The following is a 26,846-nucleotide window of genomic DNA, read 5'->3' as shown; positions in this document are numbered from 1 at the left end:
TGGACAATCCCGGGCAATTCCCGCATTTGCCCGGATTGCGCGCGGCTTCAGTCGAGGCTGAGCACCGAAATCGGCGCGGCATCGGCGCTGGCGGCCAGCGCCCGGGCAATCGGCGCGAGATGGTCGTGATGCGTGAACACCAGCACCTGGCGCCGGCGCGCAAACCGCGCCAGCGCGCCGAGGATGCAGGCGGCGCGGCCGTCGTCCGAGGTCATGAGCACGTCGTCGAGCACCAGCGGCATGTCGTGCTCGGCGCGCAGGTCGAGCGCGGCGAGCCGTAGCGCGAGATAGAGCTGGTCGGCCGTGCCTTCGCTCATGGCGTCGGGGGCGATGCGCTTGCCGCTGGCGGATTCGGCGGCCAGCACGAGCTGGCCGTCGATGTCGTCGACGGTGAGGCGCGGATAGCGGCCGCCGGTCATGGCGGCGAAATAGGCGCTGGCGGCGGCGACCATCGGCGCCTGGGCGCGCTCGCGGAAGCTTTCCATCGCCTGGGCCAGCAGGCCGTGGGCCAGGCGCAGCCGCAGCCAGGGGCGCAGCGCGGTGCGGGCGCGTGCGGCCTCGTGCTCCATGGCTTCGCGGGCGCGCGCGGCGGCGTCGCCGGCATCGATGGCTTGCAGCGCGCCGGCGGCTTCGGTGGCGAGCTGGATCGCGCGGGTGCTGGCGGCGTCGGCGGCGGCGAGGGCGGCGGCCAGCGCGGCGAGGCGGGCGTCGAGCGCGGGCAGGTCGAGGCCGGCGCAGCGCTCGCGCAATGCCTCGGGCGTGGCGCCGGGCGCGGTGCGGTCGAGTTCGGCGCGCGCGCGGGCGAGGTCGGCGGCGGCTGCGCGGCGCTCGGCGGCGCGGGCTTCCAGCTCGGGCAGGCGGGCCGGGTCAGTGCAGCCGGCGGCGGCGCAGAGCGCATCGAGTGCGGTGCGGGCGCGGCTGGCGGCGGCTTCGGCCTGGGTGGCGGCGAGGCGGGCGCGGCGGGCGGCGGCGTCGAGGCCGTCGGCGCGGCGGGCGGTCTCGCGCGCGGCGGCGAGCCGGGCGTGGAAAGCGGCGGCGAGGTCGAGCGGATCGGCGGCCGGCGGCGCGCTGGTGAACAGGTCGGCGGGTGCGGCAGCGGCGGGGGCAGCGCCGAGCGCGGCGGCGAGCGTTTCCGCGTCGCGCGCGAGCTGGTCGAGCTCGGCATTGCGTTCGCGTCGCGCGAGTTCGGCTTCGCGCCGGGCGCGGTCGAGGTTGGCGGCGTCGGCCAGTTCGGCGAGCCGCGGTGCGATGTCGGCCGGCGTGGCGTCGGGCGGCAGCAGCAGCCGGGCGTGGCTGGCGGCGAGGCCGGCGCAGAGCTCGGCATGGCGCGCGCTGTCGGCGGCGCCGCGCTCGGTCAGCTCGACGAGGCTGCGGCGGCGTTCGGCCAGGGCGGCGCTCTGGCGGTCGTGCTCGCGGCGGCGTTCGGCGGCGGCGGCGAGGCGGGCCTGGGCCTGGGCGATGGCGGTGGTGGCGTCGGCGAGCGCGGCGCTGGCGGCCGGCGCGGCCGTGGCGGGCTGGCCGTCGCGGTCGGGCGGGCCGTCGAGATCGAGCGCAGCGGCCAGCGTTTGCAGCGCGGCGGCAGCGGCGGCATCGGCTTGCGCCAGCTCGGCATCGAGCCGCGCCAGCTCGGCGCCGAGCGCGAGCGCTTCGTCGCGCCGGGTCTGCCAGTCGATCAGCGCGTCGGGGTCGAGCGCGGGCAGCCGGCGCGCGCTGCGTTCGGCCTGCCAGTCGGCATCGGCGCGGGCGGCGGCGGTTTCTGCAGCGGCGAGCTGGGCCGCGCGCTCGGCCTGGGCCTGGGCGATCTGGCCGATGCGCAACTGGCAGGTGGCGAGGCTGGCGGCGCGGCTGGCGTCGGCATGCAGCGCGTCGGCCTGGCGGTCGGCGGCGCCGACCAGCAGCGCGTAGTCGTCGGCCCGCGCGCTGCGTTCGGCCGGCGGCAGCGGCGCGGGGTTGTCGATTGCCGCCTGGCGCAGCTCAAGCCAGGCGCGGTCGCGCGCGGTGCGGGTGGCGTCGCGGCTGGCATCGGTGGCGGGCTGGCCGCTGGCGAGCAGGCCGGCTTCCTCGCGGCGCAGCGCGGCCAGATCGGTGGCCAGCGTGGCGAGGTCGGCGCGCAGCTGGCGCTGCCCGGCGGCGCGGGCGAGCGCGGCATCGCGCTGGCCGAGCAGCAGTTCGCGCGCGAGCGGCTGGGCGGCGGCGAGCGCGGCGCTGTCGGCGCAGCCCAGTTCGTCGAGCAGGCGGCGCAGCCGGTCGCGCGCGCGGTCGCGCTGGGCGCGCTGCTGCTGGCGCTGGTCGGCGCCGGCCTGCCGGGCCAGCACGGCGGCGAGCGCGTCTTCGAGCGCGCGCACGCGGTCGGCGTGCGGCGGCGCGGGCGGTGCGGCGGCATCGAGTTCGGCGCGCAGCCGGGCGCTGCGTTCGGCATCGGCGCGCAGCCGCTCGGCCAGCTGAAGCGCCTGCTCGGCGCGCTCGCGCAGGGCGCGCGCTTCGGCTTCGGACGGCAGCGCCGCGACCACCTCGGCCGGCGCGCGGCCGGGCGCGATGCGCGCGGCGGCGAGGTGCAGGCGCTCGGCGGCGTCGGCGGCGCGGTCGGCCAGCCGCGCCACTTCCACGCGGTGCGCGCGCGCCTTGCCGGCGTCCTCGGCCAGCCGCTCGATGGCGCCGGCCTGGGCCAGCGCGAGCGGGTCCGGGCGCAGCGCGGCGAGCGCGGCTTCGGCCTCGGCCAGCTCGGCGGCGGCGCTGCGGCCGGCGGTGTCGGCGGCGGCCAGCTCGGTCTCGGCGATGCCGCGCCGGGTCGCGGCGTCGGGCGCCAGCTCGGGCGCATCGGCCAGCGCGGCGAGCCGGCGCGCGCAGGCGTCGTGCTCGGCCAGTTGCGGGACCAGCACCTTCAGCTCGCGCGCTTCGGCTTCGTCGCGGCGCAGTTGCAGCAGCGCTTCGGCGCAGCGCAGCCGCTCGGCCTCGGCGGCCTTGGCTGCGGCATCGAGCCGGCCCCATTCCGCCGGTTTGACGATGGCGTCGCGCGCCGCCTTGCGCTGGCCGTCCCAGGCCTTGACCGCGCTGTTGAGCGTGGCCGACTCGGCCCGGCCGTGGGCATTGAAATGCCGCTTGGCCTCGGCATCGAGCGCATCGAGCAGCCGGCGGATGCCGCCGACGCTGCCGGCGCTGGCCTCGAACAGCGCGGCGCCGACCTCGGCCTCGCCGCTCAGCAACTGCCGGCCGCCGGCGCGCAGCCGCGCATGGTCGATGCCGAATTGCAGCGCGAATTCCTCGCGCGCCAGCCCGCCGGTGAGCGCGCGTTCCAACTCGGGCGCGACTGCCGGATCGGCCAGCGGCGCCAGCGTGGCCGGGTCGACGCGGGCCAGCGTGCCCTTGTTGCCCTTGCGCCGCAGCAGGCCCAGCTCGCCGCCGCCGGGCGCGGCAAACACGCCGGCGATGCGCATCGCCTTGTACTCATGCACAAAGTCGTCGGCGCTCTGGCCGTGGATGCCGAAGCGCAGATCGGCCATCGCGCGCAGCGCCGACGACTTGCCGGCCTCGTTGGCGCCGGTGACCAGATGCAGATTGCCGCCGGCCGCCGCGAAATCGAGCGTGCGCTCGGTGAACGGCCCGAAGGCGAGCAGATGCAGGCGCAGCAGCTTCATGCGCGCACCTCGCCGGCCAGGCGCGCCAGCACCGTGTCCTCGGCCTCGTGCAGCAGCGCCTGCCAGTCGCCCGGATCGTGCAGCGCGGCGCGCTCGGCATCGGTGAGCAGGCCGTCGGGCAGCTGCTTGCGCAGCGCATCGAGCAGCGGCGCGACCAGCGCGGCGAGCGCCTCGGGATCGGCGCCGAGCGCATCGACGCTGCGCACCAGTTCGCCGACCGCGTCGTCGCGTGCCGCCTCGGCCGCACGGTCGAAGGGCGCGCGCAGCGCCACCGCGATGCGCTCGATCCAGACTTCGCCGGCGTCCACGTCCTGGGCTGCGGCGCGCACCGCGGCGGCCAGCGTGCCGGGCATGCGCGCCTCGTCCAGCGCCAGCGGCGACTGGCCGGCCAGCGTGATGCGCACCGCATGCAGCCGGTCGGGCGCGGCGCGCACCGTGGCATCGAGCGCGGCGCGCACCCGCGCCTGGGCGGCGGCCAGATCGGCGGCCGGCGCCGGCCCGTCGGGGCCAAGGTCGATGTCGAGCGCGGTCCAGCGCACCACGTCGAGCGGCATGAACTCGCTGGTCACGCCAAAGCCGTCGTCCACCGTCACCAGCTCGCAGCCCTTGGCGCCGGTTTCGCGCGCATGCCGGCCTTGCAGATTGCCCGGGAAGACCACCCACGGCGCCTCGCTGGCGCGCTGGCGCGCATGCACATGGCCGAGCGCCCAGTAGTCGTAGCCGCGCTGGCGCAGCGTGGCCAGCGTGGTCGGCGCATAGCTGTCGTGCTCGGGGCTGCCGGCCAGACTGGTGTGCAGCAGGCCGATGTTGAAGCGCCCCGGCACGGCCGCCGGATAGCCGGGCACCAGATCGTCGGGCATGGCGCGGTCGGCAAAGCTCTGGCCGTGGATCGCGACCGGATGGGCGTCGAGCAGCACCGTGTCGGGCTTGCGCACGCTGAATTCATGCACGTTGCCGGGCAGCTCCAGCTCGCGCGTGATGACGCTGCGCGCATCGTGATTGCCACGCACGATGAACACGCGAATGCCGGCCTGCCCCAGCCGCACCAGCTCGCCGCGCAGAAACAGCCCGGTGTGGAAGTCGGTCCAGTCGCCGTCGTACAGATCGCCGGCCAGCAGCACGAAGGCCACGCGCTCGGCGATGGCCAGATCGACCAGCCGGCGGAAGGCGTCGCGCGTGGCATTGCGCAGCCGGTCGACCGGCGCGCCGTCGTAGCGGTCGAGGCCGCGCAGGGGGGAATCGAGATGGAGATCGGCGGCGTGCAGGAAGCGGAACATGCGGGCGGCGAAGGAGGGCGGGCCGAAGGCGGCGCTGGAAGGTAGCGCAGCCGGGCGCTGGCGCGCCGGCTTTTGTCCGGCTCAGTGGCGCTGTGCCAGCGCCGATGCGGGCCGGTCGAACACCGCCAGCAGCAGCCGCGTGAAATCGTCCATGCCGCCGAGCGCCGGTGCGCGCGGCACCAGACCAGGTGCAAAGCCGCGCTCGGCAAACCGGCGCAGCAGCGCCGCGTCGCCCGAGATGACATGCACCGGCACATCCCAGCTGGCGCGCGGCCCGGTGACGGCGGCCAGCGGCTGGTGATCGCCGACCACGATGAGCAGCTGCGGCCGCGCGGTCGGCAGCGCCATCCAGCCGGCGAGCCAGTCGTACTGGTAGCGCAGCCCGGCCAGATAGGCCGGCAGCGGCGCGCTCCACGACATGGGCGCGGCCATCGCGGCGGCGAGCTGGTCGGCGCGGTAGCCGTCGGGCGCGGCGGCGCGCGACCAGTCGGCCAGATAGGGCGGCAGCGGATGGAAGGGCGCATGCGTGCCGACCGTGGGGAAGACGACGAAGCGCGGCCGGCGGTCGTTGGCGCTGGCCGCGACCGGCAGCGACGCTGCGGCGGGCGCCGGGCCCAGCTCCTGCGCGCGCAGCAGCGCCAGCGCGGCCTGATCCGGAATGCGCCAGTAGCCGAACTGCGGCCCGGCATAGCCGATGGCATCGGCGCCGGCCAGCCGCTCGAAGCCGTAGAACTCGCCCTCGGGCCAGGGCCGCTGGATGCCCGGCATCCAGCCGACGGTGCGATAGCCGTGGCGCGCGAAATGCCGCACCAGCGTCGGCCGGCCGCTCGCGAGCAGCCGGTCGGCATGCTCGGGATCGGCGGTGTCGATGCCGGTGAGCACCGCCGCATGCGCCAGCCACGAGCCGCCGCCGAAGGTTGGCGAGCGCAGCCGCGCCGACAGCACGGCGCGGCCGCTGGCGGCGATGGCGCGTTCCAGCGCCTGCCGCGATCCGGCGAGTGCTGCGGCCTGCGCCGGATCGTCGAAGCTGGTGCTGCCGTAGGACTCGGCGAACACCAGCAGCACATCGGCGCCGGCCAGCGCATCGAGATTGCCGGCAAAGCTCGGGCTCGGCGGCAGCACGGCGGCGGCACGGGTCGGCGCGAGCGCGTCATGCAGCAGCACCAGCTGGCGCGCGAGGCCGGGCAGGGTCGGCTCGGCATAGAGCTCGGCTTCGGGATCGGCCAGCGCATGGCCGGCCAACAGCGCCAGTCCGAGCAGGCCGGCCGGCAGCGCGGCGAGCCGGCCGGCGCCGACCGGACCTTGCGCCAGCGTGAGCAGCAACGGCCGCAGCAGCCGCGCCAGCAGCCAGCTGGCACCGAGCAGCGCCAGCACGCCGGCCAGCGCCAGCGCCAGCGCCGCCTGCCACACCGGCACCGACAGCAGCCCGAGCCGGACCACCTCGACCGCATGCCGACCGTCCCAGTACAGGTTGAGCGGCCGGCCGAACTGCGCCGGCACGGTCACGTCCACATAGCGCAGCGCCATCAGCGTGACCGTGGCCGCAGCCAGCGCCGAGGCGGCGCGCGCCGACAGCCGGCCGCGCAGCGCGATCCAGCCAGCCAGCAGCAGCAAGCCGCCGCCCAGCTCCGCCGACAACCGTGCCGGCAGCATCACGCCGAAGCCCGGCCAGTCGTTGTCGAACACCAGCAGCGCATCGAGCGCGGCCGCCGCCAGCAGCCAGCGCAGCGCACGCAGCCAGCCCGGCGCCACTGCCGAGGCGGCCGGCCGGCTCCGCCACAGCGCCCGCACATCCACTGCGAACGACCAGGCGAGCAGCCCCAGGCTCGCAGCGGCCAGCGGCGCCGACCCCGCCGGCGCCAGCAGCGGCGACAGGCAGGCCACCAGCGCCGTGATCTGCACCACGCAGACCGCCTTGCGGCGCCAGCTCGGCGCGAGCGGCGCAGCCAGCCACGGCCAGACCCAGGCCGCAGCGACAAAGCCGTAGCGCATCAGCCCGGAAGCCAGCACCCAGGCGCCGGCCTTGTCGAGTTGGACCACCAGCAGCGCCAGCAGCAGCGTGAAGAAGGCGTCGGCCTCCATGTCGAAGCGCGCACCGAAGGCGCTGGCCGTGCCGCTGCGGCGCGCCAGCGGCCCGTCGATCGCATCGAGCGCGGCGGCCAGTGCCGCGAGTGCCGCGAGCGTTGCGGCCAGTGCATCGGCACCGGGCGCACCGAGCGCGGCGGCCAGCACGCTGGCGATGCCAAAGCGCAGCAGGGTCACGCAATTGGCGCTGCCAAAGCCGGCGCCGCGCAGGCCAGCGTCCGCGCCAGCGCCAGCCAGCCCGGCCGCCCCGCGCCACACCAGCGCCGCGCCGGCCGCATACACCGCCAGCGCCTGCGCCAGGCCGCGCCAGCCCGATCCGCCCGCCGCCGCCAGCGCACCGGCCGCAAGCGCCACCGCCATTGCCGTCGCGCCCAGCGCCCGCTTCACGCCCGCCGGCCTCAAGTGCGGAAGCCTTCCGCGCCGAGCGGCAGCCGGCGCACGCGCTGGCCGGTCGCGGCAAAGATGGCATTGCAGATCGCCGGCGCCACTGGCGGCAGCGCCGGCTCGCCCACGCCGGTGGGCGTGAAATCGCTCTGGATGAAATGCGCCTCGACCTGGGGCGCATCGCGCATGCGCAGCACCGGATAGCCATCGAAATTGGCCGGCTCGACCCGGCCGCGCTCGAACCGCGCCGCCAGCCCGAGCATGGTGCTGAAGCCGTCGATCACCGCGCCCTGCACCTGATTCTCGGCGCCGCTCAGATTGACGATCGGCCCGATGTCGCCCGCCACCACCACGCGATGCAGCTTGAGCCGCTTGTCGGCATCGACGCTCACTTCCGCCACTTCGGCGAAATGCCCGGCATGGCTGAAATGAAATGCCAGCCCCAGCGCCCGACCCTTGGGCAGCGGCCGGCCCCAGCCGGCCTTTTGCGCCGCCAGCTTGAGCACGCCAATGGCGCGACCGGTATTGAGCGAAAACTCATTGCCCGGCGCCAGCCAGCGCGGCTCGCCGAGCAGATCGAGCAGGAATTGCAAATGGTCGCGTTTGGCCGCCACCGCCAATTCATGCAGAAAGCTCTGCACCACAAACGCCAGCGCATTGGAGCGCGGCGCACGCCACGGTCCGCAGGGAATCTGCAACGGCAATTTGGTCTGCGTCAGCCGCACATTGGGCAGCAGCAGCGCCGGAAATTCATCGGCCGGCATGTCGCCGCCGGCCACCGGCCGCTGACCGTCGGCGGTAAAGGTGACGAAATGATCCTGCCAGCCGGCAATCCGGCCATTGGCATCGAGCGCCGCCTTGAAGGCATGAAAGCCGGCCGGCCGATAGAAGTCGTGGCGCATGTCGTCTTCACGCGTCCATTGCAATTTGACCGGCACGCCGGCCTGCCGCGAGATTTGCGCCGCTTCGCAGAGGTAATCGTTCATCAGCCGGCGGCCAAATCCGCCGCCGGCGCGGGTCTGGTGAATCGTCACTTTTTCCACCGCAATGCCGAGCACGCCGGCCACGGTCTTGAGCGCGCCATCCGGCGTTTGCGTCGGCGCCCAGATCTCGACCGAATCGCCGCGAAACCAGGCGGTGGTGTTCTGCGGCTCCAGCGGCGCATGCGGCACAAACGGATAGGAATAGAAGCTCTCGACGGTGCGCGCGCCGGCGAATGCAGCATCGACATCGCCGGCATTCCTGAGCGTTTCGGCGCCGGGCTGGGCTGCAATGCGCGTGGCCTGGGCCACGATTTCGGCCCAATCGTCCTTCGACGCTAGCGATTCATCCCATTCCACCTTCAATTGCCGCTTAGCCGAAAACGCCGCCCAGGTCGAATTGGCGACGATGGCCACGCCGGGCATCACTTCGGTCGGCTTGCCATTGCCTTCGACCACAAATGCCTGAATCACGCCCGGCAGCCGGCGAATCTCGTCGAGATTGGCGCGCGCCACCTTGCCGCCGGTGGCCGGGCATTTCTCGAAGGCCGCGTAATGCAGGCCGGGCAGGGTCTGGTCGATGCCGAACAGCGGCTGGCCGGTGACGATGGCGTGATTGTCGACCCCGCCCACGCGCCGCCCGAGCAGGCGGAAGTCCTTGAATTCCTTGAGCTTGAGCGTCTTGGGATCGGGCAGCGGCAGGGTCGCCGCCTTGGCCGCCAATGGGCCGTAACCTAAGCTGCGACCACTGGCCGCATGCCGGGCAAAGCCCTTGTCGGTCGTGATTTCGGATTCCGGCACATTCCATTCGCGTGCCGCCGCCGATACCAGCAGCGCGCGCGCCATTGCGCCGGCGCGGCGCAATTGATCCCAGCTGGTCGGAATCGAGCGCGAGCCGCCGGCGCTTTGCCGGCCGTAAACCGCCGGATCGATCGGCGCCTGTTCGACCGTTACCCGGGCCCAGTCGGCATCGAGTTCCTCGGCCACGATGAGCGGAAATGCGGTCTTGATGCCCTGGCCGATTTCCGGCGCCTTGGAATAGATCAGCACGCCGCCATCGGGCGAAATGCGCAAGAAGGCATTGGGCGCGAATTGCCCGGCCGGCTTTTCCTCGGCCAGCGCGCTGGCGCCGAAATGAAACGCCAGAATCAATCCGCTGCCGGCCAGCTTGAAGAAACTGCGCCGATCGAGGGTGGGCGCAGTCGGGCGGGCTTCGGCGGCGGCAAGAATCGCGTGCAAATCGTCGTCGCCACGCAATTGGGTGGGCTGGCTCATTGGGCGGCTTCCTTGGCGGCGTGATGAATGGCGGCGCGAATCCGCAAATAGGTGCCGCAGCGGCACAGATTGCCGCTCATGGCGGCATCGATATCGGCATCGGACGGCCGAGCATTGCGGCGCAGCAGGGCGGCGGCGGTCATCAATTGGCCGGCCTGGCAATAGCCGCATTGCGGCACGTCATGCGCAATCCAGGCGGCTTGCAGCGGATGCAGGCTGCCGTCCTTGCGCGCCAGCCCTTCCACTGTGGTGATCTTGCGATCGGCCGCAAGCCCAACCGGCACCGAGCAGGCGCGCACCGGCTCGCCATCCAGATGCACGGTGCAGGCGCCGCACTGGCCGATGCCGCAGCCGAACTTGGTGCCGACCAGGCCAAGCCGGTCGCGCAATATCCAGAGCAGGGGCGTGGTTTCGATCACATCGTCGAGACTGTGTTCCCGATCGTTCACGGTGAGTCGCATGGCTTGGGCTTTCTGGCGGGCGGGGAGGGGATTGCGCGCGCGATTGGCAGTGGCGCGGCATTCCGGGCGGGGCAAGGATTTTGCCGGCAACCGCCAATGACTGCGTGGCGCGATTGCTGCGCAATTGCTGGCGATAGCCGGCGGAATGCGGATTGCACCGGTCCAATCCGGCTCAGCCGGCACAATCGGCCCCCTTTGAAGAAAGCCGCATGACACAAACACCGATAACTCGATTGCAGGCGCGCGCCTGCTGGCTGGCCGAACCGGGCCGGGCCGAATTGCGCGAGGAATCGCTCGCGCCGCCGGCCGACGGCGAATTGACGATTCGCACGCTGCATTCCGCCATCAGTCGCGGCACCGAAATGCTGGTGTTTCGCGGCCATGTGCCGCAATCAGAATTCGAGCGCATGCGCGCGCCATTCCAGGCCGGCGATTTTCCGGCGCCGGTCAAATACGGCTATTGCAATGTGGGCTTGGTCGAGGCCGGGCCGGCGCAATGGCTGGGGCGCGCGGTGTTCTGCCTGTATCCGCACCAGACCCGCTATGTGGTGCCGGTCGGCGCGGTCACGCCGCTGCCCGAGGGACTGGCGCCGGCGCGCGCGGTGCTGGCCGCCAATCTCGAAACCGCGATCAATGCGCTCTGGGATGCGGCGCCGCGCCTGGGCGACCGGATTGCCGTGGTCGGCGCCGGCGTGGTCGGGCTGCTGGTGGCCTGGCTGGCCGCGCGGCTGCCGGGCTGCGAGGTGCAGCTGGTCGACATCGATCCGGCGCGGCGTGCGCTGGCGGCGCAGCTGGGCCTCGATCTGGCGCTGCCGACCGAGGCACGCGCCGAAGCCGATCTGGTGATTCACGCCAGCGGCCACGGCGACGGCCTTGCGACCGCGCTGCGGCTCGCCGCCTTCGAGGCCACGGTGCTGGAGCTGAGCTGGTACGGCGCCCGGCCGGTAACGCTGGCGCTCGGCGAGGCCTTTCATGCGCGCCGGCTGCAAATCAAGAGTTCGCAGGTCGGGCAGGTGGCGCCGGCGCAGCGCGCGCGCTGGAGCTACGGCCGCCGGCTGACGCTGGCGCTGCGGCTGCTGGCCGAGGCCGGCGCGGCGCTCGATCCGCTCATTACCGATGCGGCGCCGTTCGACCAGCTGCCCGAGGTGCTCGCGCGGCTGGCCGGCGGCACGTCGGCTTCCACCCTTTGTCAACGCATCGACTACTTCTGAAAGAGCGCCCCATGTACAGCGTCAACGTCCGCGACCATTTCATGATTGCCCACAGCTTTCGCGGCGAGGTCTTTGGCCCGGCCCAGCGCATGCACGGCGCCACCTATGTCGTCGATCTGGAATTCCGCCGCGCCGAGCTGGATGCCGACGGCATCGTGGTCGACATCGGTCTGGCCACCCAGGTGCTGCATGCGGTGCTCGGCGAGCTCAACTTCCGCAATCTGGACGAGGAACCGCGCTTTGCCGGCAAGAACACCACGACCGAATTCCTGGCCCGCTTCATCCACGACCAGGTCGCGCAGCGGCTGGCGGCCGGCGAGCTGGGCGCGCAGGCGCTCGGCATCGACTATCTGCGCGTGGTGCTGAACGAGTCGCATGTGGCCTGGGCCGCCTACGAGTCGGCGCTGCCGGGCGCGCGGTGAGCGGCCGGCCGATCCTGTTTGCGCTGCCCGGCGATCCGGCCAGCCTGACCGGCGGCTATGGCTATGACCGGCGCATCGCCGCCGGCCTCGGCGCGGCGGGCTGGGCGGTCGACTGGCTGCGGCTCGACGCCAGTTTTCCGGCGCCCGACGCGGCTGCGCTGGCCCGGGCCGACGCCGCCTTTGCCGCGTTGCCCGACGGCATGCCGGTGATTGCCGACGGACTGGCCTTCGGCGCCATGCCGGCGCTGGCCGAGCGCCATGCGGCGCGGCTGCGCTGGATTGCGCTGGTGCATCACCCGCTCGCCTGCGAGACCGGGCTGGCGCCCGAGGTGCACGCCCAGCTCGCTGCCAGCGAACGCGCGGCGCTGGCCACGGCGCGCGCGGTGATTGCCACCGGCGCCGCAACCGCCCGACTGCTCGCGGCCGAATACGGCGTGGCGCCGGCGCGGCTGCATGTGGTGGCGCCGGGCTGCGACCGGCCGGCGCTCATGCCGCGCCCGCCCGCCCAAGCCGGCGCGCCGCTGCGGCTGCTCTGCGTCGCAACCCTCACCGCGCGCAAGGGCCACGCCCAGCTCATCGCGGCGCTGGCCGGGCTGACCGACCGCGCCTGGACGCTCGACTGCATCGGCAGCGGCGAGCGCGATCCGGCCGTCGCCGCCGCAGTGCGCGCCGCCATCGCTGCCCACGGGCTCGGCGACCGCATCGCGCTGCATGGCGAGGTCGACGCCGCCACGCTCGCGCGCCATTACGCCGGCGCCGATGCCTTCGTGCTGGCCTCGCATTTCGAGGGCTACGGCATGGCCTATGCCGAGGCGCTGGCGCACGGCCTGCCGGTGATCGGCAGCGCGGCCGGCGCCATTCCCGACACCGTGCCGGCCGCTGCCGGCCTGCTGCTGCCGCCCGGCGACATGGCCGCGCTGCGCGCCGCGCTGGCCCGGCTGCTCGACGACGCCGACTGGCGCGCCGGGCTGGCGGCCGGCGCACGCACCGCCGCCGCCACGCTGCCCGACTGGCCCGGCGCCGTCGCGCGCTTTGCCGCCGTGCTGCAACAGACGCTTGGAACGGAGATCGCCGCATGACCGGCTTCAGCACCGACTGGCTGCGCCTGCGCGAGCCCTGGGATCGCGCCGCGCGTGCCGCCGCCTGGCCGCAGCTTGATCTGGGCGTAGCGCTGGCCGGCCGCGCCGCGCCGCTCACCGTGGTCGATCTGGGCTGCGGCAGCGGCGCCAATCTGCGCGAGCTGGCGCCGCGCCTGGGCGGCCGGCAGCACTGGCGGCTGGTCGATCACGACGCGGCGCTGCTGGCCGCCGTGCCCGACGCGCTTGCACGCTGGGCTGCCGACGCCGGCCATCGGCTGCAAGTGCAGGCCGACGGCGTCATCGAGCTGAGCGGCGCCGGCTTCAGCGCCCGCATCGAGCGCCAGCCGCTCGACCTCGCGCAGCAGCTGCACCGGCTTGCGCTCGACGGCGTGCAGCTGGTCACCGGCTCGGCGCTGCTCGATCTGGTGTCGGCCGACTGGCTTGACCGGCTGGCGGCGCAGGCGGCCGGGGCCGGCGCGGCGCTGCTGTTCGCGCTCAGCGTGGACGGCCGCTGCGACTGGCTGCCGGCCGATCCGCAGGATGGCGCGGCGCAGGCGCTGTTCGACCGCCATCAGCGCCGCGACAAGGGCTTTGGCCCGGCGCTCGGGCTGGCGGCGGTCGCGCATCTGGCGCAGCGGCTCGCGGCACGCGGCTACCGCGTGGCGCAGGCGCCGAGCGACTGGGTCATCGAAGGCGAAGCGGCGGCCGACATGCTCGCGGCGCTGCTCGACGGCATGGCCGCCGCTGCCGCCGAGCAGGCGCAGGACGAAGGTGCCGCGCCCGATTCGCTGCGCGACTGGCAGTGCCGGCGTCATGCGCTGCTGGCCGCGAGCCGGCTGCGCATCGGCCATGTCGATCTGCTGGCCTGGCCTGCCAGCGCGCTAACCTAAGCTGGCAAAAAAACTCAGGCCAAACGGCTGGCCGCCAGGTCGAGGTCCCAGAGCTGGTCCGGGCCCATCGCGAACACCCGGCAGGGCGGGCGCGGGCAATCGGCCAGCCGCGCCGGGCCGGCAAAGCTCAGCCCCGGCCGGCCATCGCCGATGAGCACCGGCGCCACCGCGATATGCAGCCGGTCGAGACAGCCCTGCACCAGAAAGCGCGACACCGTGATGCCGCCGCCTTCCACAAACACCACCGGCAGCCCGCGCGCCTTGAGCGCCGCCAGCGCCAGCGCCAGCTGCGGCTGGCCGTCGGCGCCGAGCAGCCCGGGCACCGCCAGCACCCGCTGCGGCCCGACCAGCGCCATCGCCTCCAGCCGCCAGCGCGCATCGCACAGCCACAGCGTCGCGGCCTGACCGTCGGTGAACAGCCGGGCGCTGCTCACCCGGCCGGCCAGCCGCAGCGCCGGATCGAGCAGCACCCGCACCGGACTCGGCCCGGCCACTCGGCGCGTGGTGAGCTGCGGATCGTCGGCCACCACCGTGGCGCCGCCGACCAGCACCGCATCGCTCAGCGCGCGCAGCCGATGCAGATGGACGATGTTCTCGGCGCCGTTGACGAAGCAGGAATCGCCCGAGCGGGTCGCCACGCAGCCGTCCAGGCTCTGGCCGAGCTGGCCGATGACCCAGGCCGGGCCGTCGGCCGGCCGGTCGAGCAGCGGCTTGAACAGCTCGAACAGCGCCTGCGCGGCGGCATCGCGCGCGCCGTCGAGCTGCCAGCCGGTCTCGGCGCAGCGGCGCAGGCCCGGTGCCGCCGCCGACAGCGTCGCGCCATTGCGGCGCGCATCGGCGATCGCCAGACACAGCGGCCAGAGCCGGTCGACGGTCATGGCCAGCGGGCGCGGCAGGGGGATCGGTGCGGGTGCGGTCATCGGTGGTGAGGCTGCCTGAAATGGGAGGGGCGGGGCTCCGCTGGCCAGTGCCGCCGCTGGCGCGGGGCGGGCCGAGGATGCAAGCGCCGGACCCGCGCGCGCCGGCGCCGGCCGTCTGCGCCGGGCTGCCGCGCCGCAGCGCGCGCTGCTGGCTTTGGCGCCGACGCTGTCGGTTTGGCAGGCGCGGCTGCTGCGCAGACAGCATGCCTCGGCGCGAGTTGCGCGCCGGCTGGGCCAAACTCCGGCCCGCAACGCTCATGGAGAACATCGGAATGCGCAAATCGGAAGGCGGACTCGTCTATTCCACCGAAAGCGGGCGCATGTGCCCGGCCTGTCGCCAGCCGCTGGCCGGCTGCGCATGCGCCGCGCGCGCGGCGGCCGCGCTCAAGGGCGACGGCGTCGCCCGGGTCAGCCGCGAGAGCAAGGGGCGCGGCGGCAAGACCGTGACCCTGGTGCGCGGCCTCGCGCTCGATGCCGAGGCGCTCGCCGCACTCGGCAAGAAACTGCGCAGCGCCTGCGGCACGGGCGGCACGGTCAAGGACGGCGTGCTCGAAATCCAGGGTGACCACGCCGAGCGGGTGGTCGAGCTGCTCAAGGCCGAAGGCTTCGTGGCGAAGCGGGCCGGGGGCTGAGCCGCAATCAGCGGGTCGGGGTCTTGCGCCGCCGCGTGGCGGGCTTTTTCTTGAGCGCCGCGCCGGTCCAGAAATCGACGATCTGCTTGGTCATCTGGGTCTGGATGCCGGCAGCGCTGCGGCGTGCGGCGGTGGTCGCCTGTCCGCGTGCCTTGCCGATGACGCTGTTGGCTGCGCTCAGCCACAGGCTCATGAACGGGTTCTTCATGCGCATGGGTTTTCTCCGGTGCGTGCCGCGCGATTTCCGCAGCGCCGGATGGCGTCGGCTTGCGCGGCAGTCAGGCGGTCGAGCATGCGGATCGCGGCGGCGGCTGTCCCTGGATGACTCGGCCGGTTACCTGCGTCGAGCCTTAGCCTAAGCTCGAAAACAAATTTCCAGGCCTGCAAAGGCCATCGGCATTCACAACGGCTGATCGGTTGTCGAAACCGAGTCAGCAAGCCGGGGGCTGGATCGGGCAATGAAAAAGCCCCGCCGGTTTCCCGGACGGGGCTTTTCGACTGAGGCAGGGAAGGGCGGCGAGCGCCTTACGCGCCAGCCTTCACCTTGAGGCGCCAGGCGTGCAGCAGCGGCTCGGTATAGCCGCTCGGCTGTTCCTTGCCCTTGAAGACGAGGTCAAGCGCCGCCTGATACGCCGCCGACGTGGCGAAATTGCCGGCCATCGGCTTGTAGAGCGGATCGCCCGCGTTCTGGCCATCGACCACCGCCGCCATGCGCTCGAACGTGGCCTTGACCTGCGCCTCGTTGGTCACGCCGTGGTGCAGCCAGTTGCAGATGTGCTGGCTGCTGATGCGCAGCGTCGCGCGGTCTTCCATCAGGCCCACGTTGTGGATGTCGGGCACCTTGGAGCAGCCGACGCCCTGATCGACCCAGCGCACCACGTAACCGAGGATGCCCTGCGCGTTGTTGTCCAGCTCCTGCTGCACTTCCTCGGCGCTCCACTTGGCTTCGGCGGCCACGGGCACGGTCAGCAGACCGGCCAGCAGCGTGTCGCGCTCGCCGTTGGCGTCGATCTTTTCCAGCTCCTGCTGCACGGCCTGCACGTCGATCTGGTGGTAGTGCAGCGCATGCAGCGTCGCGGCCGTGGGCGAGGGCACCCAGGCGGTGTTGGCGCCGGCCTTGGGATGGGCAATCTTCTGCTGGAGCATGGCGGCCATCAGGTCGGGCATGGCCCACATGCCCTTGCCGATCTGCGCCTTGCCGCGCAGGCCGCAGCTCAGGCCCACCAGCACGTTGTTGCGCTCGTAGCTGGTGATCCAGGCGCTGGTCTTCATGTCGCCCTTGCGGATCATCGGGCCGGCCTGCATGGCGGTATGCATCTCGTCGCCTGTGCGGTCGAGGAAGCCGGTGTTGATGAAGGCGACGCGCGCGGCGGCCTCGGCGATGCAGGCCTTGAGGTTGACCGAGGTGCGGCGCTCCTCGTCCATGATCCCGAGCTTGACCGTGTTCTTGGGCAGGCCGAGCAGCTGCTCGACGCGGTCGAAGATCTCGACCGCGAACGCCACTTCCTTCGGGCCGTGCATCTTGGGCTTGACGATGTAGACCGAACCGGTGCGCGAGTTGCCCTTGCGCTTGATGTCGTGCAGCGCGATGGCGGTGGTGATGACCGCATCCATCACGCCTTCGGGGATTTCCTTGCCGTCGCCGTAGAGGATGGCCGGGTTGGTCATCAGATGGCCGACGTTGCGCAGGAACAGCAGCGAGCGGCCATGCAGCGTCACTTCGCCGCCGCTGGCGCCGGTGTACTTGCGGTCGGCGTTGAGCGTGCGCGTGAAGGTCTTGCCGCCCTTGGCGACTTCTTCCACCAGCGTGCCCTGCACCAGACCGAGCCAGTTGCCGTAGGCCACGACCTTGTCCTCGGCATCCACCACGGCGACCGAGTCTTCCAGGTCGAGGATGGTCGAGATCGCGGCTTCGAGGATCACGTCGGACACGCCGGCCGCATCGGTCTTGCCGATGGCGGTGCTGCGGTCGACGATCACGTCGATGTGCAGGCCGTTGTGCTTGAGCAGGATCGACTTCGGCGCGGCAGCGTCGCCCTGGTAGCCGATGAAGGCGGCCGGCGTGGCGAGGCCAGTCTTGTCGCCGTTCTTGAGTGCGACGACCAGCTTGCCGCTCTCGACCGAGTAGCCGGTGCTGTCCTTGTGCGAGCCGCTCGCCAGCGGCACCGAGGCGTCGAGGAAGTTGCGCGCGAACTCGATGACCTTGGCGCCGCGCACCGGGTTGTAGCCGCCGGCACGGGTGGCGCCGTCGTCCTCGGGCAGCGCGTCGGTGCCGTAGAGCGCGTCGTACAGCGAGCCCCAGCGCGCATTGGCGGCGTTGAGCGCGTAGCGCGCGTTCAGGATGGGCACGACCAGCTGCGGGCCGGCCTGCTCGGCGAGTTCGGTGTCCACGTTCTGCGTCGTGGCCTTCACCTCGGCCGGCTGCGGCAGCAGATAGCCGATCTGTTCAAGAAAGGCGCGGTAGCCGGCGGCGTCGGCGATGGGGCCCGGATGGGCGCGGTGCCAGCCGTCGAGCTCGGTTTGCAGCCGGTCGCGTTCGGCCAGCAGCGCGATGTTCTTGGGCGCCAGGTCGGCGACGATGGCGTCGAAGCCCTTCCAGAACGCCGCCGGGTCGATGCCGGTATCGGGCAGCACACGGTCGTTGACGAAGTCGTACAGCTCGGTGGCCACTTGCAGGCCATGCACCTGGGTGCGTTGGGTCATTGCTTTCTCCTCGAATCGGGTTGTTGTTCTGGGCTCAGCCGAGCGCGGCGATGCCGGCCTTGGCGATCTGCGCGTCTTCGTTCGACTTGACGCCCGACACGCCCACGGCGCCGATCACCGCGCCGTCGATGACGATGGGCACGCCGCCTTCGAGCATGCCTTGCAGCACCGGCGCCGACAGGAAGGACGTGCGGCCGCCGTTGATCATGTCTTCGTAGACCTTGCTTTCGCGCCGGCCAAGCGCGGCGGTGCGCGCCTTCTCGGTGCTGATGTAGGCGCTCAGCGGCGCGGCGCCGTCGAGCCGCACCAGGCCGAGCGCATGCCCGCCGTCGTCCACCACCGCGATCGATACCGCCCAGCCATTGGCGAGGGCTTCGGCGCGCGCGGCGGCCAGGATCTTGTCGATGTCGGAAACGGTCAGGACGGGCTTGGTCTGCATGAATTTCTCCTTCTGGGAGGCGCGAATTTAACTGCTACGGAAGATTCGCAATAGAGCGCTCGCGGCACTGGATAATTGACTTTTAAGTCATCAATCACACGGGCAATCCAGCATGGACCAGCTCAAGCAGTTGCAGACTTTTGTTGCAGTCGCAAATCGCGGAACGCTCGCGGCGGCGGCCGGCGCCGAGGGCGTGGTGCCGGCGGTGATCGGCCGCCGGCTCGATGCGCTGGAGGCGCGGCTCGGCGTGCGGCTGTTTCAGCGCACCACGCGGCGGCTGTCGCTCACCGCCGAGGGCAGCGCGTTTCTTGAAGACGTGCAGCGCGTGCTCGCCGATCTTGAGGCGGTGGAGGCGGCGGTCAGCGCCGGCGGTGGGCGCGTCGGCGGCCATCTGCGCGTGACGGCGCCGGCCGGCTTCGGACGCAAGCATGTGGCGCCGTGGGTGCCGGGCTTCGTGCAGGCGCATGCGGGATTGAGCTTTGCGCTCGACCTGACCGACCGCATCGTCGATCTGGTGCACGACGGCTACGACTGCGGCATCCGCATCGGCGATCTGCCCGATTCGTCGCTGGTCAGCTTCAAGCTGGCCGAGAACCGGCGGCTGGTGGTGGCGGCGCCCGGCTATCTGGCGCGACGCGGCCTGCCGACCTCGCCGGATGAATTGCGCAATCACGATTGCCTGGGCCTGAGCGGGCCGGGCGGCGTGCGGCCCTGGCTGTTTGCCGGCGCGCGCGGCGGCACGCGGGCGGTGAAGGTGGCTAGCGTGCTCGACTGCTCCGACGCCTCGGCCATCACCGACTGGGCGCGCGCCGGCCACGGCCTGGCGTGGCGCAGCCTGTGGGAGGTGGAAGACGATCTGGCCAGCGGCGCGCTGGTGGCGGTGCTGGCCGACTTTGCCGCGCCGCCGAACGGCATCTATGCGGTGGTGCCGCAGCGCAAGCATCTGCCGGCGCGGGTGCGGGCCTGGATCGACTGGTTGCGCGGCGCCTATGGCGACGGCCGCCTGCCGGCGTGATTCAGAACTGGCCGATCAGCTCCAGCCCTGCGCCGGCGATCACCGCCGCCAGCACCACCGCGCCAACCTGGCGCTGGCGCTGGCCGATGCGCAGGAACTCGTCGGCGCGGGCCGCTTCGGCCGCTTCGGCACGCCGGAACACCAGCCGCGTGCTTTGCAGATTGGTGGCGATGGCCACCAGCGCCACCGCCAGCTTGAGATGCAGCAGCGGCCCCGGATCGGCCTCGGGCAGCATCAGCAGGCCGGTCACGCCCATCACGAAGAAGGCCGGCAGCTCGATCAGCAGATCGCCGCGCCGCTGCGCGCTCGCCAGCAACTCCATCTGCCGGCAGCCGCCGGACGGGGCCACTCGAGCGCATAGCGCATCGGTAAAGAAGCAGCCGAGCCAGACGCCGATGGCGCAGAGATGAACAGGAAGCAGCAGGGAATTCATGACGACGACACTCGCAAAACAGGGACTTGAGCAAGAGGAAACGACTTGCAACGGCGCGTGAGACTAAATCCCACTTCATGACAAGAAACTGCGCCAGCGCAAACGCCATGCCACATCACGGGATGCAAGCACCCGCTCATGCGAGGCCGGAACCGTCCGCCGCCACCCCGATCGGCCGCCCCGGGCCCGCCGCTAAACTCGCCGCCCAATGAACGCCGCCACACCCACTCCCGCCGAGCGCGCAGCCGAGCTGCGCGACCTCATCCTCCGGCTCGACGCCGCCTATTACGAGCGCGCCGAACCGCTCGCGACCGACGCCGAATACGACGCCGCCTTCCGCGAATTGCAGGCGCTCGAAGCCGCCCATCCGGAGCTGGCCACGGCCGATTCGCCGACCCGGCGCGTCGGCGGCAAGGCCAGCGGCGGCTTCGAGCCGGTCACGCATGCGGTGCCGATGCTGTCGATCCGCACCGAGACCGAGCACGGCCCGGCCGGCGCGCTCGCCTTCGATGCGCGGGTAAGGCGCGAACTGGGCCTCGGCGACGCCGATCCGGCGGTCGAGTACGCGGCCGAACTCAAGTTCGACGGCCTCGCGATCAACCTGCGCTATGAGCGCGGCCTGCTGGTGAGCGCCGCGACCCGTGGCGACGGCAGCACCGGCGACAACGTGCTGGCCAATATCCGCACCGTGCGCGCGATTCCGGCCCGGCTGGCCGGCGCCGCGCCCGAGGTGATCGAGATTCGCGGCGAGGTCTACATGCGGCATGACGACTTTGCGGCGCTCAACCAGCGCCAGGCGGCGGCCGATGCCAAGACCTTCGTCAATCCGCGCAATGCGGCGGCCGGCAGCCTGCGCCAGCTCGATCCGGCCATCACCGCGCAGCGCACGCTGAGCTTCTTTGCCTACGGCCTTGGCGAGGTGATCGGCTGGACCGAGCCGGCCACGCATGCGGGCTTGCTCGACGCCATCGCGGCCTTCGGCCTGCCGGTCTGCGCCGACCGCGCCGTGGCCAGCGGCGGCGCCGAGCTGGTCGCGTTCTACGAGGGCATTGCCAACAAGCGCGCCGAGCTGCCGTTCGACATCGACGGCGTGGTCTACAAGGTCAACCGGCTCGCGCTGCAACGCGACCTGGGCTTTGTGGCGCGCGAACCGCGCTGGGCGGTGGCGCACAAATATCCGCCGCAGGAGCAGACCACCACGGTCGAGGGCATCGAGATCCAGGTCGGCCGCACCGGCGCGCTGACGCCGGTGGCGCGACTGGCGCCGGTATTCGTCGGCGGCGTGACCGTGACCAACGCGACGCTGCACAACGAGGACGAGATCCGGCGCAAGGACGTGCGCGTGGGCGATGTGGTCATCGTGCGGCGCGCCGGCGACGTGATTCCAGAAATCGTCGGCGTGCTGGCCGAGCGGCGCACGACCGAGCTGCCGCAGTTCGTCATGCCGACCGAATGCCCGATCTGCCATTCGGCCGCCTATCGCGGCGATGACGAGGCGGTGCTGCGCTGCACTGGCGGGCTGGTCTGCCCGGCCCAGCGCAAGCAGGCGCTGCTGCACTTTGCCCAGCGCCGCGCGCTCGACATCGAAGGGCTGGGCGAGAAGGTGGTCGATCAGCTGGTCGACGCCGGCATCGTCCGCACGCCGGCCGATCTGTTCAATCTGGGCCTGCTCAATCTGGTCGCGCTGGAGCGCATGGGCGAGAAGTCGGCGCAGAACCTGGTCGACGCGATCGAGAAATCGAAGCGCACCACGCTCGCGCGCTTCATCTTCGGCCTGGGCATCCGGCAGGTCGGCGAGCAGACGGCCAAGGATCTGGCGCGGCATTTCGGCGCGCTCGACAAGCTCATCGAGGCGGCCGAGGCGGACGATGCCGAGGCCAAGGCGCAGGGCGTGGGACTGGCCGGCGGCGCCGGCGTGGCGGGCGAGGGCGGTGCTGGCCCGGCCGATGCCGCTACGGACGCCGCCGCGACCGAGCCGGACAGCGCCACCGCCGGCGAACCCGCCACCACCGGCGACCTGTTCGCCAGCGCCGAGCCCGCCGCCAAGCCGGCCAGGCGCGCGCGCGTCAAGGCCGCGCAACCCTTCCCGCGCCTGTCCGCCGTGCGCGACGTGGGCCCGGTCGTGGCCGAATCCATCGCGCATTTCTTCTCTGAGCCGCACAACCGCACCGCCATCGAGCTGCTGCGCGCCAACGGCGTGAGCTGGGACGAATCCGCGCCCGGCACCGGCCCGGCCGGCACCGCGCTGGCCGGCAAGACCTTCGTGCTCACCGGCACGCTGCCCACGCTCACGCGCGAGGACGCCAAGGAACGCATCGAGGCCGCCGGCGGCAAGGTCAGCGGCTCGGTCTCCAAGAAGACCAGCTATGTCGTGGCCGGCGCCGAAGCCGGCAGCAAGCTCGCCAAGGCGCTGGAACTCGACGTGCCCGTGCTCGACGAAGACGCATTGCTGGCCCTCCTCGCCGCCACCTGAAAGGACGCCAATCGTGATCCGCGAAATCCTGCGCATGGGCGACGCCCGCCTGCTGCGCACCGCCCGCCCGGTCGAAGCCTTCGACACGCCCGAACTCCACGCGCTGCTCGCCGACATGCGCGACACCATGGCCGCCGCCTCGGGCGTGGGCCTGGCCGCGCCGCAGATCGGCGTCGATCTGCGCGTGGTCATCTTCGGCACCGGCGAGGCCAATCCGCGCTATCCGGATCAGGCCGCGGTGCCGCGCACCGTGCTGGTCAACCCGGTCATCACCTTCCTCGACGACAACCTGGAAGACGGCTGGGAAGGCTGCCTGAGCGTGCCCGGCCTGCGCGGCGCGGTGCCGCGCCATACCCGGCTGCGCTACACCGGCTTCGACGAACTCGGCCAGCCGATCGACCGCATCGCCGAGGGCTTTCATGCGCGCGTGGTGCAGCACGAATGCGACCACCTCGACGGCGTGCTCTATCCGATGCGCATCGTCGATTTCACGCGCTTTGGCTTCAATGACCTGCTGTTTCCGGGTGTTCTTCAGGCGGACGACTGAACCGTGGACGCCTACGCTCATCTCATGTTGCGCGACGCTTGCGCGCCAGCCCCGGCGCGGCGGCGCTCGCGCGGGGGAAGCGCAAGTGAAGTTCGATCCCGAACTCTGGCTGGGCCGGCTGCTGCTGGCCGTGGTGCTGCTGCTGCTCGGCGGCCTGTTGGTGCAGGCGGTGCTCGCCGTCATCTGGGGCGAGGCGCGCATGGTGGTGAGCCGCAATGCAATGGCGCTGCTGCCCGGCGAGTCGCGCGCCTGGTCGCTGGCCAAGGTCGGGCTGATCCTGCTGCTGCTGGGGCTGTGGTGGCGCAAGGAGCGGGTGCCGAACGCGATCTGGCTGGTGCGCGTGTCGGTGGTGACGCTGATCGGCGGCGTGTTCAGCTGCGTGGGCATGGTGCTGACGCGGGTGTGATGCCGAGCGGGGCGGCGCGATGAGCCGCCACGTCTTCCATGCCGATCTGGGCGCGAGCGGCCATCTCGATCCGCAGATTGCCGACATCCTGCGCATGGTCGGGCGCGCGCGCCACACGCCGTTCGACGAGCTGGGCGCGGTCAAGTCGCGCGCCGCCTTCGAGCGCTCGGCCCGCATCCTCGACATCGCGCCGCTGCCGGTGCATGCGGTCGAGTCGCTCGCGCTGCCGCGTCGCGATGGCGGCGAGATCGGCGTGCAGCTCTACTGGCCGCGCGAGCCGGACTGGACCGCGCCGCTGCCGCTGCTCATCTACCTGCATGGCGGCGGCTTCACGGTCGGCTCGCCGGCCACGCACGACCGCATCGTGCGGCGGCTGTGCAGCGGCGCCGGCTGCGCCGTGGCTTCGGTCGATTACCGGCTGGCGCCCGAGCATGTGTTCCCGGCCGCCTTCGAGGACGCCTGGGATGCGCTGGCGCATTTCGCCGCCAGCGCCGGCAGCTACGGGCTGGATGCGGCCCGGATCGCCATCGGCGGCGATTCGGCCGGCGGCACGCTGGCGGCGGCCTGCGCCATCGCCGCGCGCGACGCCGGCCTGCCGCTGGCGCTGCAACTGCTCATCTATCCGGGCACCGATGCGCATCAGGACACCGAATCGCATCTGCGCCTGGGCGACGGCTTTCTGCTCACGCGCAAGACCATCCTCTGGTTCTTTGGCCATTACCTGACCGATCCGGCCGCGCGTGCCGACTGGCGCTTTGCGCCGCTGATCGCCGAGCGGCTTGCCGGCGTGGCGCCGGCCTGGATCGGCGTCGCCGAATTCGATCCGCTGGTCGACGAGGGCGTGGCCTATGCGCGCCGGCTGCAAGCCGAGGGCGTGGCGACCGAGCTGCGCTTCTACGCCGGCATGGTCCACAACTTCTTCGCGATGGGCGGCTATGTCGATGCCGCCAGGCTTGCCCATCAGCATGCCGTCGATGCGCTGCGGCGCGCCTTCGGCGACTGACGCCATCCACTTCAAACCGCCACCGCCATGACCATCACCGTCGAAACCGGCCCCTGGGAACGCCTGCATGCCGCCGCGCTCGGCATCCGCTGGCGCGTGTTCGTCGACGAGCAGGGCGTGCCGGCCGACATGGAACTCGACGAGATGGACCCGCTCTGCCTGCATGCGCTGGCGCGCGACGCGAGCGGCCTGCCGGTGGCGACCGCGCGCCTGCTGCCTTCGGTGGACGGCGTCGCCGCCATCGGCCGCATGGCGGTCGAGGCCTCGCAGCGCGGCCAGGGCACCGGCCGCCGCGTGCTCGAAACCATGGTCGCGGCGGCAGCAGCGCGCGGCGACCGCATCGCCGAGCTGCATGCCCAGGTGACGGCGCGCGGCTTTTACGAGCGCGCCGGCTTTGCCGCCGTCGGCGCCGAGTATCTGGAAGCCGGCATCGTCCACGTCACCATGCGGCGCGAGCTCACTCCACCTGCAAGGCCTGAAAGCTGAATTCGCGCGCCTCGAACACGTCGGGGCCGAGTTCGGGCAGAAAGCTGCGCTCGCGGTAGTCGATACGGCCGTTGGCGCCGATGTCGAGCAGCTGGCTGGCGCGGGTGCCGTAGTCGTCGCTGCGGATGAAGGCCGCCGACAGCAGCCGCTCGCGCGCCAGCGTGACGCCGGTGCGCGGCAGGTCTTCGTCGGCGGCCGGCGTGTCGTCGGCCAGCAGGCCGAACAGCGCGTTGCGGCCGCTGCCGGCGGCCAGCGCGCAGAGCATGCGGCCGACGGCAATCCGGAGCTTGGGCCAGGGCGTGTCGAGCAGCGCATTCGACAGGCCGTAGAGCCCGGGCCGCAGCCGCTGCGGCGCATGGCCCGAGCGGTTGGAATGCCACCACAGCTGTGGCTCGGGACCGAGCGTGCTGCCGACCAGCAGATTGAAGCCGTTGTAGCGACCCGAGCGCGCCTGCACATCGAGCAGGTATTCGGCCGGCGTCAGCGTGCCGGCGAGAAAGTCGCTCACCAGCCGGCCGCGCGTGCTGGCGTCGGGATTGCGCTCGCGCGGCGCGCGGAAGTTGGTGAGCGCGGCAAACCGGCCCGAGCGGGTCACGCCCATCCAGGTGCCGGGCAGGCCGTCCTCGGCCGCCGCACCGTCGTCGATGCCGGCCAGGATGTGCTCGCGCCCGGGCCAGAACTGGAGCGGGCGCGCCGGCCGGTGATGGAACTCGTCGCGATTGGCCGCCACGATCAGCCGATGGCCTTGCCGCGCCTCGGGGCGCCAGTCGAGCACGATCAGGCACATCGGCGGCTCCGGTAGGGTCAGGGCGTGGGCGGCTCGAAGGGGATGAAGATTTCGACATGCCGGTCGCCGTCGCGGCAGCCGGGATCGTCGGACAGACCGGCGAGGATGCCAGCCACCGACTCGGGCGGGGCGGCGCAGTCGTAGCTTTCCATCCAGGTGACGGCGCGCGCCGGATCGGCGCGGTGCAGCAGGACGGGCGGCGCCGCGAGCAGGGCGCGCACGGCATCGAAGCGGGCGGCGGCCAGACGCTGCGCCGCCGCTTCCTGGCCCGCGCGAACCTTGAAATAGATGTAGAGGTGGGCGCGCGCCACGGGCCGGTCTCAGGCGGCCTGTTGCTCGGACGGCAGCTTGTACGGCAGTTCCATGCGCACCAGCGGCTTGCCGGCCACGGTGAGCGTGCCGTCGATGGCGCCGACCGTGGTCTCGATCAGCAGATCGAGCGAGCCGACGCAGTTGGGCGCCGCCTCGACCACCACGCCGATCGGATCGGCCTGACCCGGCTGCTCGACCGGCGCGCCGGCGGCAATGCCCTCGGCCGCATCGGCACGCACCAGAAAGCTGCGGCGGCGCAGCTTGCCCAGGTACTGGCTGCGCGCGACGACTTCCTGGCCCGGATAGCAGCCCTTCTTGAAGTTGACGCCGCCGACCAGCTCGAAATTGATCATCTGCGGCACGAAGGCTTCCTGCGTCGGCTGGGTCACGCGCGCGATGCCGGCGTCGATGTCGAGCAGGCGCCACACGTCGGCCGGCACGGCTTCGGCCTCGGGCGCGGCAACGTCGCCGGCCACCAGAAAGCGCGCACGACCGAGCGCATCGGCCAGCCGCACCACGCTGCCGGCGGCACCGATGCCGTAGGCGCTGGCGGGCCAGTCGGCCGGCGTGTCGGCCAGCAGCAGGCCGGCCAGCGGCGTGGTCGCGCTGATGTCCTCGATCTTGACCTTGGCGCGCAGCACGAACATCGACAGCCGCTTGACGAAGGCCGGCACCAGTTCCTTGGCCAGCACCAGCCGCCATTCGAGCGCGCCGTCGATAGTCACCGTCCATTGCACGAAGGTGGCGAGCAGCCGGCCCTTGTTGGTGCAGTAGCCGTTGAGCGCGGCGACGCCGGTCTGCTTGGCGACTTCGTTGGTGAACTGGGTTTGCAAAAAGCTGCTGGCGTCGGCACCGCTCACCCGCACGACACCAAGATGGTCGAGCGCGGCGCCCAATGGGCGGCGCGCGTAGGTCGCTTCGAATTCGGCGGCAGGGTTCTGCACATCGGCGGTCGCGGGCTGGCTCATGGCGGCTCTCTGGGTAACGGGGT

General features: G+C 72.2%; 24 protein-coding genes. 11 read left to right on the top strand and 13 right to left on the bottom strand.

The window, feature by feature from the left end:
• Positions 1–47: 47 nt before the first annotated feature.
• The 5 genes from B9P64_RS29070 to B9P64_RS10475 form a co-directional block, all read right to left on the bottom strand.
• The gene (locus tag B9P64_RS29070; RefSeq protein WP_085316192.1) at positions 48–3,635 is read right to left on the bottom strand and encodes an ATP-binding protein; all 3,588 of its coding nucleotides are present in this window, start codon (positions 3,633–3,635) and stop codon (positions 48–50) included.
• Positions 3,632–4,912, bottom strand: a complete 1,281-nt coding sequence (locus tag B9P64_RS10490; RefSeq protein ID WP_085316191.1) for a metallophosphoesterase family protein — start codon at positions 4,910–4,912, stop codon at positions 3,632–3,634. The genes B9P64_RS29070 and B9P64_RS10490 overlap by 4 nt, the downstream gene beginning before the upstream one ends.
• A gap of 81 nt (positions 4,913–4,993) precedes the next feature.
• Positions 4,994–7,384 carry a CDP-alcohol phosphatidyltransferase family protein gene (locus B9P64_RS24350; RefSeq protein ID WP_139826258.1) on the bottom strand — a complete coding sequence of 797 codons (2,391 nt, stop codon included), beginning with the start codon at positions 7,382–7,384 and terminating at the stop codon, positions 4,994–4,996.
• Between the two features lie 11 nt (positions 7,385–7,395).
• Positions 7,396–9,636, bottom strand: coding sequence for a xanthine dehydrogenase family protein molybdopterin-binding subunit (locus tag B9P64_RS10480; protein WP_085316190.1), 2,241 nt, complete (start codon positions 9,634–9,636; stop codon positions 7,396–7,398).
• Entirely contained in the window at positions 9,633–10,097 is a 465-nt protein-coding gene (locus tag B9P64_RS10475) for a (2Fe-2S)-binding protein (RefSeq protein ID WP_085316189.1), read from the bottom strand. The genes B9P64_RS10480 and B9P64_RS10475 overlap by 4 nt, the downstream gene beginning before the upstream one ends.
• 209 nt (positions 10,098–10,306) lie before the next feature.
• Between B9P64_RS10475 and B9P64_RS10470 the strand changes: the two genes are divergently transcribed.
• The 4 genes from B9P64_RS10470 to B9P64_RS10455 are packed head-to-tail and all read left to right on the top strand — an operon-like array spanning position 10,307 to position 13,699.
• Positions 10,307–11,308: a zinc-dependent alcohol dehydrogenase gene (locus tag B9P64_RS10470; RefSeq protein ID WP_085316188.1), complete on the top strand. Its 1,002-nt coding sequence runs from the start codon at positions 10,307–10,309 to the stop codon at positions 11,306–11,308.
• Positions 11,309–11,319: 11 nt separating this feature from the next.
• A complete protein-coding gene (locus B9P64_RS10465; protein ID WP_085316187.1) occupies positions 11,320–11,730 on the top strand; it encodes a 6-pyruvoyl trahydropterin synthase family protein in 411 nt (136 codons plus the stop codon).
• Positions 11,727–12,809: a glycosyltransferase family 4 protein gene (locus B9P64_RS10460; RefSeq protein ID WP_085316186.1), complete on the top strand. Its 1,083-nt coding sequence runs from the start codon at positions 11,727–11,729 to the stop codon at positions 12,807–12,809. The genes B9P64_RS10465 and B9P64_RS10460 overlap by 4 nt, the downstream gene beginning before the upstream one ends.
• Positions 12,806–13,699 (top strand): class I SAM-dependent methyltransferase, encoded by an 894-nt coding sequence (locus B9P64_RS10455; protein WP_085316185.1) that lies wholly within the window; start codon positions 12,806–12,808, stop codon positions 13,697–13,699. Before B9P64_RS10460 ends, B9P64_RS10455 begins: the two co-directional genes overlap by 4 nt.
• Before the next feature lie 14 nt (positions 13,700–13,713).
• On the opposite strand, the gene B9P64_RS10450 is transcribed toward B9P64_RS10455, so the two are convergent.
• The gene (locus tag B9P64_RS10450) at positions 13,714–14,619 is read right to left on the bottom strand and encodes a RibD family protein (RefSeq protein ID WP_217808677.1); all 906 of its coding nucleotides are present in this window, start codon (positions 14,617–14,619) and stop codon (positions 13,714–13,716) included.
• 272 nt (positions 14,620–14,891) lie between these two features.
• Here B9P64_RS10450 and B9P64_RS10445 point away from each other — a divergent pair, with 272 nt between their 5' ends.
• Positions 14,892–15,251, top strand: a complete 360-nt coding sequence (locus B9P64_RS10445; protein WP_085316352.1) for a translation initiation factor Sui1 — start codon at positions 14,892–14,894, stop codon at positions 15,249–15,251.
• A gap of 7 nt (positions 15,252–15,258) precedes the next feature.
• Here B9P64_RS10445 and B9P64_RS10440 read toward each other — a convergent pair whose 3' ends face one another.
• The 3 genes from B9P64_RS10440 to B9P64_RS10430 form a co-directional block, all read right to left on the bottom strand.
• Entirely contained in the window at positions 15,259–15,465 is a 207-nt protein-coding gene (locus B9P64_RS10440) for a hypothetical protein (RefSeq protein WP_085316184.1), read from the bottom strand.
• 311 nt (positions 15,466–15,776) lie between these two features.
• Positions 15,777–17,954 carry a malate synthase G gene (locus B9P64_RS10435; protein WP_085316183.1) on the bottom strand — a complete coding sequence of 726 codons (2,178 nt, stop codon included), beginning with the start codon at positions 17,952–17,954 and terminating at the stop codon, positions 15,777–15,779.
• A 34-nt stretch (positions 17,955–17,988) separates the two neighbouring features.
• Complete coding sequence (locus B9P64_RS10430; RefSeq protein WP_085316182.1) at positions 17,989–18,393, bottom strand: heme-binding protein; 405 nt, start codon at positions 18,391–18,393, stop codon at positions 17,989–17,991.
• Between the two features lie 112 nt (positions 18,394–18,505).
• On the opposite strand from B9P64_RS10430, the gene B9P64_RS10425 reads away from it, so the two are divergent.
• Entirely contained in the window at positions 18,506–19,408 is a 903-nt protein-coding gene (locus B9P64_RS10425) for a LysR family transcriptional regulator (RefSeq protein ID WP_085316181.1), read from the top strand.
• A 1-nt stretch (position 19,409) separates the two neighbouring features.
• Here the strand turns inward: B9P64_RS10425 and B9P64_RS10420 are convergent, their stop codons facing one another.
• A complete protein-coding gene (locus B9P64_RS10420) occupies positions 19,410–19,841 on the bottom strand; it encodes a hypothetical protein (RefSeq protein WP_139826257.1) in 432 nt (143 codons plus the stop codon).
• Between the two features lie 208 nt (positions 19,842–20,049).
• Here B9P64_RS10420 and ligA point away from each other — a divergent pair, with 208 nt between their 5' ends.
• The 5 genes from ligA to B9P64_RS10395 all read left to right on the top strand — a co-directional run bounded on the left by ligA (position 20,050) and on the right by B9P64_RS10395 (position 24,756).
• A complete protein-coding gene (ligA, locus tag B9P64_RS10415; RefSeq protein ID WP_085316179.1) occupies positions 20,050–22,314 on the top strand; it encodes an NAD-dependent DNA ligase LigA in 2,265 nt (754 codons plus the stop codon).
• A 13-nt stretch (positions 22,315–22,327) separates the two neighbouring features.
• On the top strand, positions 22,328–22,861 hold the full coding sequence (gene def / locus B9P64_RS10410; RefSeq protein WP_085316178.1) for a peptide deformylase: 534 nt from the start codon (positions 22,328–22,330) through the stop codon (positions 22,859–22,861).
• An 85-nt stretch (positions 22,862–22,946) separates the two neighbouring features.
• Positions 22,947–23,267 (top strand): hypothetical protein, encoded by a 321-nt coding sequence (locus B9P64_RS10405; RefSeq protein WP_085316177.1) that lies wholly within the window; start codon positions 22,947–22,949, stop codon positions 23,265–23,267.
• 19 nt (positions 23,268–23,286) lie between these two features.
• Complete coding sequence (locus tag B9P64_RS10400; RefSeq protein WP_085316176.1) at positions 23,287–24,270, top strand: alpha/beta hydrolase; 984 nt, start codon at positions 23,287–23,289, stop codon at positions 24,268–24,270.
• Positions 24,271–24,297: 27 nt separating this feature from the next.
• A complete protein-coding gene (locus tag B9P64_RS10395) occupies positions 24,298–24,756 on the top strand; it encodes a GNAT family N-acetyltransferase (RefSeq protein ID WP_085316175.1) in 459 nt (152 codons plus the stop codon).
• On the opposite strand, the gene B9P64_RS10390 is transcribed toward B9P64_RS10395, so the two are convergent.
• The 3 genes from B9P64_RS10390 to ygfZ are packed head-to-tail and all read right to left on the bottom strand — an operon-like array spanning position 24,728 to position 26,823.
• Positions 24,728–25,543, bottom strand: a complete 816-nt coding sequence (locus tag B9P64_RS10390; protein ID WP_139826256.1) for an NRDE family protein — start codon at positions 25,541–25,543, stop codon at positions 24,728–24,730. The genes B9P64_RS10395 and B9P64_RS10390 overlap by 29 nt on opposite strands.
• Positions 25,544–25,560: 17 nt before the next feature.
• Positions 25,561–25,854 (bottom strand): DUF4936 family protein, encoded by a 294-nt coding sequence (locus tag B9P64_RS10385; RefSeq protein ID WP_085316174.1) that lies wholly within the window; start codon positions 25,852–25,854, stop codon positions 25,561–25,563.
• 9 nt (positions 25,855–25,863) lie between these two features.
• Positions 25,864–26,823 (bottom strand): CAF17-like 4Fe-4S cluster assembly/insertion protein YgfZ, encoded by a 960-nt coding sequence (gene ygfZ, locus B9P64_RS10380; RefSeq protein ID WP_176256792.1) that lies wholly within the window; start codon positions 26,821–26,823, stop codon positions 25,864–25,866.
• Positions 26,824–26,846: the final 23 nt, after the last annotated feature.

Source organism: Derxia lacustris (genome assembly GCF_002105195.1).
In the GTDB taxonomy this organism is placed as follows: Bacteria; Pseudomonadota; Gammaproteobacteria; order Burkholderiales; family Burkholderiaceae_E; genus Derxia; species Derxia lacustris.
This window is presented reverse-complemented; position numbering and strand designations above follow the sequence as displayed.

Excerpts from the sequence above, each read along its gene's own strand:
- B9P64_RS29070 (WP_085316192.1), bottom strand. The coding sequence starts at position 3,635 with ATGAAGCTGCTGCGCCTGCATCTGCTCGCCTTCGGGCCGTTCACCGAG.
- B9P64_RS10490 (WP_085316191.1), bottom strand. The coding sequence starts at position 4,912 with ATGTTCCGCTTCCTGCACGCCGCCGATCTCCATCTCGATTCCCCCCTG.
- B9P64_RS10480 (WP_085316190.1), bottom strand. The coding sequence starts at position 9,636 with ATGAGCCAGCCCACCCAATTGCGTGGCGACGACGATTTGCACGCGATT.
- B9P64_RS10475 (WP_085316189.1), bottom strand. The coding sequence starts at position 10,097 with ATGCGACTCACCGTGAACGATCGGGAACACAGTCTCGACGATGTGATC.
- B9P64_RS10470 (WP_085316188.1), top strand. The coding sequence starts at position 10,307 with ATGACACAAACACCGATAACTCGATTGCAGGCGCGCGCCTGCTGGCTG.
- B9P64_RS10465 (WP_085316187.1), top strand. The coding sequence starts at position 11,320 with ATGTACAGCGTCAACGTCCGCGACCATTTCATGATTGCCCACAGCTTT.
- B9P64_RS10455 (WP_085316185.1), top strand. The coding sequence starts at position 12,806 with ATGACCGGCTTCAGCACCGACTGGCTGCGCCTGCGCGAGCCCTGGGAT.
- B9P64_RS10450 (WP_217808677.1), bottom strand. The coding sequence starts at position 14,619 with ATGACCGCACCCGCACCGATCCCCCTGCCGCGCCCGCTGGCCATGACC.
- B9P64_RS10445 (WP_085316352.1), top strand. The coding sequence starts at position 14,892 with ATGCGCAAATCGGAAGGCGGACTCGTCTATTCCACCGAAAGCGGGCGC.
- B9P64_RS10440 (WP_085316184.1), bottom strand. The coding sequence starts at position 15,465 with ATGCGCATGAAGAACCCGTTCATGAGCCTGTGGCTGAGCGCAGCCAAC.
- B9P64_RS10435 (WP_085316183.1), bottom strand. The coding sequence starts at position 17,954 with ATGACCCAACGCACCCAGGTGCATGGCCTGCAAGTGGCCACCGAGCTG.
- B9P64_RS10430 (WP_085316182.1), bottom strand. The coding sequence starts at position 18,393 with ATGCAGACCAAGCCCGTCCTGACCGTTTCCGACATCGACAAGATCCTG.
- B9P64_RS10425 (WP_085316181.1), top strand. The coding sequence starts at position 18,506 with ATGGACCAGCTCAAGCAGTTGCAGACTTTTGTTGCAGTCGCAAATCGC.
- B9P64_RS10420 (WP_139826257.1), bottom strand. The coding sequence starts at position 19,841 with ATGAATTCCCTGCTGCTTCCTGTTCATCTCTGCGCCATCGGCGTCTGG.
- ligA (WP_085316179.1), top strand. The coding sequence starts at position 20,050 with ATGAACGCCGCCACACCCACTCCCGCCGAGCGCGCAGCCGAGCTGCGC.
- B9P64_RS10400 (WP_085316176.1), top strand. The coding sequence starts at position 23,287 with ATGAGCCGCCACGTCTTCCATGCCGATCTGGGCGCGAGCGGCCATCTC.
- B9P64_RS10395 (WP_085316175.1), top strand. The coding sequence starts at position 24,298 with ATGACCATCACCGTCGAAACCGGCCCCTGGGAACGCCTGCATGCCGCC.
- B9P64_RS10390 (WP_139826256.1), bottom strand. The coding sequence starts at position 25,543 with ATGTGCCTGATCGTGCTCGACTGGCGCCCCGAGGCGCGGCAAGGCCAT.
- ygfZ (WP_176256792.1), bottom strand. The coding sequence starts at position 26,823 with ATGAGCCAGCCCGCGACCGCCGATGTGCAGAACCCTGCCGCCGAATTC.